General features: G+C 69.6%; 7 protein-coding genes. 1 reads left to right on the top strand and 6 read right to left on the bottom strand.

Annotated elements, in window-relative coordinates; all coding sequences use genetic code 11:
• The 6 genes from ACWDU1_RS27665 to ACWDU1_RS27640 form a co-directional block, all read right to left on the bottom strand.
• Positions 1–762, bottom strand: a 762-nt coding sequence (locus ACWDU1_RS27665) for a PhoH family protein (protein ID WP_450002896.1), incomplete at its 3' end; no start/stop codon positions are given.
• A 213-nt stretch (positions 763–975) separates the two neighbouring features.
• Positions 976–1,716: a 16S rRNA (uracil(1498)-N(3))-methyltransferase gene (locus ACWDU1_RS27660; RefSeq protein WP_450002894.1), complete on the bottom strand. Its 741-nt coding sequence runs from the start codon at positions 1,714–1,716 to the stop codon at positions 976–978.
• Between the two features lie 4 nt (positions 1,717–1,720).
• On the bottom strand, positions 1,721–2,878 hold the full coding sequence (gene dnaJ, locus ACWDU1_RS27655; RefSeq protein ID WP_450002892.1) for a molecular chaperone DnaJ: 1,158 nt from the start codon (positions 2,876–2,878) through the stop codon (positions 1,721–1,723).
• Between the two features lie 239 nt (positions 2,879–3,117).
• The gene (hrcA, locus tag ACWDU1_RS27650) at positions 3,118–4,149 is read right to left on the bottom strand and encodes a heat-inducible transcriptional repressor HrcA (RefSeq protein WP_450002890.1); all 1,032 of its coding nucleotides are present in this window, start codon (positions 4,147–4,149) and stop codon (positions 3,118–3,120) included.
• Positions 4,150–4,349: 200 nt separating this feature from the next.
• Complete coding sequence (gene hemW / locus ACWDU1_RS27645; protein ID WP_450002888.1) at positions 4,350–5,555, bottom strand: radical SAM family heme chaperone HemW; 1,206 nt, start codon at positions 5,553–5,555, stop codon at positions 4,350–4,352.
• Between the two features lie 24 nt (positions 5,556–5,579).
• Positions 5,580–6,008 (bottom strand): SgcJ/EcaC family oxidoreductase, encoded by a 429-nt coding sequence (locus ACWDU1_RS27640; protein WP_450002887.1) that lies wholly within the window; start codon positions 6,006–6,008, stop codon positions 5,580–5,582.
• Positions 6,009–6,195: 187 nt separating this feature from the next.
• Here ACWDU1_RS27640 and ACWDU1_RS27635 point away from each other — a divergent pair, with 187 nt between their 5' ends.
• Positions 6,196–6,297, top strand: a complete 102-nt coding sequence (locus ACWDU1_RS27635; protein ID WP_450002885.1) for an Ms4527A family Cys-rich leader peptide — start codon at positions 6,196–6,198, stop codon at positions 6,295–6,297.
• The last annotated feature ends 105 nt before the right edge of the window (positions 6,298–6,402 follow it).

The raw sequence follows: 6,402 nt of genomic DNA, 5'->3' as shown, positions 1-6,402 counted from the left end.
GTTCTGCGCCTCGTCCAGAATGATGAACGAATCATTCAGAGTTCTTCCGCGCATGTACGCCAGGGGCGCGACCTCGATCACCCCGGCCGCCATCAGCTTGGGGATGGCCTCGGGGTCCATCATGTCGTGCAGGGCGTCGTAGAGCGGGCGCAGGTACGGGTCGATCTTCTCGTTGAGGGTGCCGGGCAGAAAGCCCAGCCGCTCCCCCGCCTCCACCGCGGGGCGGGTGAGGATGATCCGGTTGACCTGCTTGGTCTGCAGGGCCTGCACGGCCTTGGCCATGGCCAGATAGGTCTTACCGGTACCCGCGGGGCCGATTCCGAATACGATCGTGTTCTCGTCGATCGCGTCGACATAGCGCTTCTGGTTGAGCGTCTTGGGCCGGATCGTCTTCCCGCGCCGGGACAGGATGTCCAGGCTGAGAACCTCCGCCGGGGATTCGGCGCTGCCCTCGGTGAGCATGGAGACGGTGTGACGTACCGCCTCGGGGGTGATCACCCGGTTCCGGCCGGTCAGGGCCACCAGCTGCTCGATCACGCGTTCGGCCAGCGCCACATCGCCCGCGCGTCCGGTCAGGGTGACCAGGTTGCCGCGTACGTGCACATCGGCGGATAGCAGTTCTTCCAGCTCGCGGAGGTTCTCGTCGGCGGATCCGAGGAAGGGGAAAACCGATTCCGGGGCGAGTTCGATACTCGAGCGGACGGTGCGGGCCGGAGGCTCCGAAGTGCCGTTCCCGGCCGGGGAGGGGTTCTGATCGCCGATATCGCCTTGTGATCGCACGTAGTCGCTATGGCCTGCTTTCCGGTCTCGGAGCTGCGGTGATGCACGCTGATGAAGCTGGGTGCGAATTCTGTCGCTGCCCAGAGTCTAACTCTCGGCCCCGACACGTCCCAGTGGAATATCGGCTGACCACAGCGCCGCGGAGCGGGGGGATCACGGTTTCACCCGACGTTCACCCGCGCGCCGGCGCCGCGTTCACCAGCGCGCGGTCAGGGCTCCGAGCGCGCCCAGCGCCACCGCCGCCGCGGTCGAGGTGCGCAGCACCGTGGGACCCAGCCGCACCACATCGGCCCCGGCCCCGGCCAGTGCCGTCAGTTCGGCATCGTCGAGTCCACCCTCCGGGCCCACGATGAGCATCGCGGCCGGTGCCGCCGCCCACGGCAGCTCGGCGAACGCGGAGGTCCCCGATTCGTGCAGCGCGGCGACCACCGCGCCCTGGGCTTTCGCGGCCCGGACGGCGTCGGCCACCGCCGGCGTCCGGTGCAGGTCGGTGACCTCCGGAATGTAGGCCCGCCGCGACTGTCGGGCCGCGCCCCGCGCCGCGGTCCGCCATTTGGCCACGCCCTTGTCCGCTTTGGTCTCCCAGTTCGATACGCAGCGCGCGGCCTGCCACGGCACGATCACATCCGCCCCGGCCTCGGTCATCAATTCCACCGCCAGCTCCGAACGCTCGGATTTCGGCAGAGCCTGGATCACCGTGACCGCCGGGGACGCGGGTTCGGTGCGCTCCCGGTCGTGCACCAGCAGTTCGAGGCGGTCCTTCTGCGCGGCGACGACCTCCGTACGCGCCACCACTCCCCGGCCGTCGGACAGCGTGATCGGTTCCCCGGCCCGGATCCGGCGCACCGTCGCGGCATGGCGGCCCTCGGGCCCGTCCAGCAGCGCGACGCCCCCGGGCCCCGGGATCTCGTCCAGGTAGAAGACCGTGGCGGCCATCGCGTCAGCGCCCGCTGAACGACGCCCGCAGCCGGGCGAACAGGCCGCTGTTGTGCTCCGACTGCGCCGACATCACCTCGGCCTTGTCCTTGACCCGCAAGCCCTTGTACTTGCGCAGCAGATCGGTTTGCTTACCGTCCAATTTGGTCGGGACCACGATATCCAGGTGCGCCATCAGGTCGCCGCGGGCGCTGGAGCGCAGCCGGGGCATCCCGTGCCCGCGCAGCACCGAGATCTCCCCCGGCTGGGTGCCCGGCGAAATACTCAACTCGGTCGGCCCGTCCATGATCGTGTCGATCACGACGGTGGTGCCGAGCGCGGCGTCCACCATCGGCACCCGGACGGTGCAGTGCAGATCGTCGCCGTCGCGCACGAACACATCGTGCGGCTGTTCGACGATCTCGACGTACAGGTCGCCGGCATGGCCGCCGCCCGGGCCGACCTCACCCTGCGCGGCCAAACGCACCCGCATGCCGTTGGCCACCCCGGCCGGTATGGGCGCGGCGATCTCGCGGCGCGCGCGCACCCGGCCGTCACCACCGCATTTGTGGCAGGGATCGGGGATCGTCTCACCCGCGCCGCGACAGGTCGGGCAGGGGCGCGAGGTGAGTACCTGGCCGAGGAACGAGCGCTGGACCGACTGGACCTCACCGGCACCACCGCAGGTCTCGCAGCGCACCGGCTTGGAGTTGCCGTTGGTGCCCGCGCCCTGGCAGAGATCACAGAGGATCGCGGTATCCACGGTCAGGTGCTTGGTCACTCCGACCGCGCATTCGGCCAGGCTCAGCCGGGTGCGCACCAGCGAATCGGCACCCGGCTGCACGCGGCCCCGGGGTTTGCGGGCGCCGCCACCGGCACCACCGCTCATTCCGCCGAAGAACGCCTCGAACACATCACCGAGACCACCGAACCCGGCGCCACTGAACCCGCCCGCGCCGCCACCGGCCTCCAGCGGGTCGCCGCCCATATCGACGATGCGGCGCTTCTCCGGGTCCGACAGCACCTCGTAGGCCGCGGACACCTCTTTGAACCTGGCCTGCGCCGCCTCGTCCGGATTCACATCGGGATGCAGTTCGCGGGCCAGCTTGCGGTACGCGCGTTTGAGCTCTTGGTCGGAGGCGTCCTTGCCGACACCGAGCATTCCGTAGTAGTCCCGTGCCACTTGAGTTCTCTTAGTCCTTGGTCGCTGTCCACGGCTCCGGCGCGCTCGGCCGGCCGCGTGGCTCGTGATGGATGTAGCCGCCCGCTGGTGAGCTTAGTCGGGTCGACTCAACTTTATCCGGTCGAAAGGATGAGTCTACTGGCGCGCCCGCGGCGCGCGGGGTCGCGGGCCCCCGGACGGCCCACGACCTCGAAGGGCCTCGCCGGACGCGGCGCCGAACGAGGTCGGATGAGCGCGGCTCAGCGTTCGGCGAGGACTTCGCCGATATAGCGGGCCACCGCGGCCACCGAGGCGATGGTGCCGGGGTAGTCCATCCGGGTGGGGCCCAGCACGCCCATCCCGCCGAGGACCGCGCCCGCGGAACCGTAGCCGGTGGTGACGACCGAGGTGCCGCGCATCTCCTCGACCTGGGTCTCCTCGCCGATCCGTACCGTGACGGTGCCCGGCTGCTGGGCGGCGGCGAGCAGTTTGAGCACCACGACCTGCTCTTCGAGGGCTTCCAGAACCGTGCGCAGGGAGCCGGGCATGCCGAAATCACCGGCATTGCGGGTGAGGTTGGCGGTACCGCCGAGTACGAGCCGTTCCTCCGGATGTTCGACGAGGGTTTCCACCAGCACGGTGGAGACCTTGATCAATACGTCGCGCAGCTTCGGCGGTGCCTGTTCGGGAAGCTCCGCGACGGCCGCCGACGCCGCGGCGAGCCGTTTACCGTCCATCGCGCCGCCCAGCATGCCGCGCAGCGCGGCCAGATCCTCATCGTCGACGACGGTGCCCAGATCCACGATGCGCTGGTCCACCCGGCCGGTATCGGTGATCACCACGAGCAGCAGCCGGGCGGGATTCAGCGCCACCACCTCGAGGTGGCGCACGGTCGACGCCGAGACCGTGGGGTACTGCACCACCGCCACCTGACGGGTGAGCTGGGCCAGCAACCGGACACCGCGGCGCAGGACGTCGTCGAGGTCCACGCCCGATTCCAGGAACTGCATGATGGCCTTGCGTTCGGCCGGTGAGAGCGGTTTCACCTCGGCGATCCGGTCCACGAACTGGCGGTAGCCCTTGTCGGTGGGGATGCGCCCGGAACTGGTGTGCGGCTGGGCGATATAACCCTCGGCTTCCAGAACCGCCATATCGTTGCGGACGGTCGCGCTGGAAACACCCAGATTGTGGCGTTCTACCAGCGTCTTCGAACCGATGGGCTCCTTGGTGGAGACATAGTCGGCGACGATCGCCCGCAGGACCTCGAAGCGCCGATCCTCGGTGCTCGACATCGACCCACCTCCTAGCCTTACCGCGCGTCGATGTGGCCGGCCGGCGCCCGGGTTCTCCCGAACCCGGCTCTCGTACCACCGGGTTCGCTACCAGTGTAGTTGCGCCGCCCGTTCACTCGGCGTCTGTAGTGGCGCACAGGATAACGTCGCGAGCGCATGATCGAAAAGCATAAGGGAGATCACCGCACGGAGGCGCTCGCTCAGCCGAGGAGGTCCCGCACGATTCCGTCGGCGAGCAACCGCCCGCGATCGGTGAGGATCAGCCGGTCGCCGGTGATCGTGACCAGCCCGTCGGCGCGTACGCGCCGCGCCGCCGCGTGACCGGCGGCGTCGAGATCGGTCAGCGGCAGACCGCTGCGCAGGCGCAGGGCGAGCATGATGCGCTCGAGGTAGCGGTCGTCGCGGGTGAGCGCCTCCCAGCCGGCGGCGGGGAGGCCGCCACCGGCGACCTGGTCGGCATAGCGGGCCGGATGCTTCACATTCCACCAGCGCACTCCGCCGAGATGACTGTGCGCCCCCGGGCCCGCGCCGAGCCAGTCGCCGCCGTCCCAGTAACCGAGGTTGTGGCGGCAGTGCGCGGCATCACCCGCGGCCCAGTTCGACACCTCGTACCAGGTGAGTCCGGCGGCTTCGAGCCGCGCGTCGATCCGTTCGTAGCGGGCGGCCAGTACGTCCTCGTCGGGGGCGGGCAGTTCGCCGCGCCGCACCCGACGGGCCAGCGCGGTGCCGTCCTCGACGATGAGCGAATAGGCCGAGACGTGGTCGACGCCCGCCTCCAGTACCGCGTCCAGGCTGGCGTCCAGATCGCTGTCGCGTTCTCCCGGGGTGCCGTAGATCAGGTCGAGGTTCACGTGGTCGAATCCGGCGGCCCGCGCCTCGCGGGCGGCGGCCACGGCGCGGCCCGGGGTGTGAGTGCGGTCCAGTACGGCCAGGACGTGCTGCGCGGCCGATTGCATCCCCAGGGAGACCCGGGTGAAGCCGGCTTCCCGGATCCGTTCGAAGAACGCCGGTGCGGTCGACTCGGGGTTGGATTCGGTGGTGATCTCGGCGTCCGGGGCGAGCGTGAACTCCGCCCGGATCGCGTCGAGAACCCCGGCCAGTCCGTCACCACCCAGCAGCGAGGGGGTGCCGCCGCCCACGAAGACCGTCGCCACCTCCGGTGTCGCGCTCGGCAGCGCGTCGAATTCGCGGGCCGCGGTCGCCAGTTCCCCGCGTAGCGCGTCGGCCCACGACTCGGTGGAGGCGGAGGTGCCCAGCTCACCGGCGGTGTAGGTGTTGAAATCGCAGTAACCGCAGCGGGTCGCGCAGAACGGCACATGGATATAGATGCCGAAGGGGCCGCCGCCGAAATCGCGCAGCACCGGAGCGGAGGCGTCGGTGGGCGATGCGGTGGCGGCGGGGTTCACCTCTCCAGTGTGACCGCGGGCGGCTCAGCCCTCGACGACCGGGGTGTTCTGGTTCGCGGTGAGCATCCAGCGGCCGTCCTCTCTGGTCATGACATACATGGGCGTGCCCTCGCTCGCCGGTTCACCGGCGCTGCCGGGGTAGCGCTGCCGGACCTTGACGGCCGCCACATCGGGGCGCAGGAACAGGATGTGCTCGACCTCATAGGTCGCGTGACCGTGTGCGCTCGCGCCGGGCAGCACCCGGGCGGTGAACTCCGCGATGGCGGCCCGGCCGTAGAGACGTTTGCCGTGCCCGGTGGTCCAGATCGCGTCGGATCGGAAGAGTCCGGCGAATCCGGCGACGTCCTCGTCGGCCTGGGCGCGCGCGACCGCGGCGACCACCGCGTGGATGGCGGCGGTCGCGGCGTCGATATCGGCGGGACGGTGGCCGCTGTGCGTGGTTTCGATCGTCATGCCCCCGAGCCTGCAACCTCGACCGAAGTTCAGGTCAACCGCGGAGGTCATGATGATCCGTCCCGGGAGCCGTTGGCTGCGTAAATATGACGGCCGTCACAAATAGAACGGTAGAACCAGGGAATTTCCCGCTTGTTCGCGGGAAATACTGGTAGGGCGGTCGGAACCGGGGCTGCGGCATGGCACAATGGGTCGCATGCGCGCATCCGGAGTACGACTTGTGGCCCGCCGCCACGTCGACTTCAAGCGTGTCTGCAGCGCCTGTTGTCTGCCCGGTTCCGCCCGGTAGCTCAGCTGCGCCTCCCGGATTTCTCCGGCGATTCCCATTCGAGGGGGCGCCGTACACCCGGCTGCTCGCTCTACACCGATCTCGGTGCCGGGCCGGGCAGCGTCG

The organism is Nocardia sp. NPDC003345 (assembly GCF_053589395.1).
This window is presented reverse-complemented; position numbering and strand designations above follow the sequence as displayed.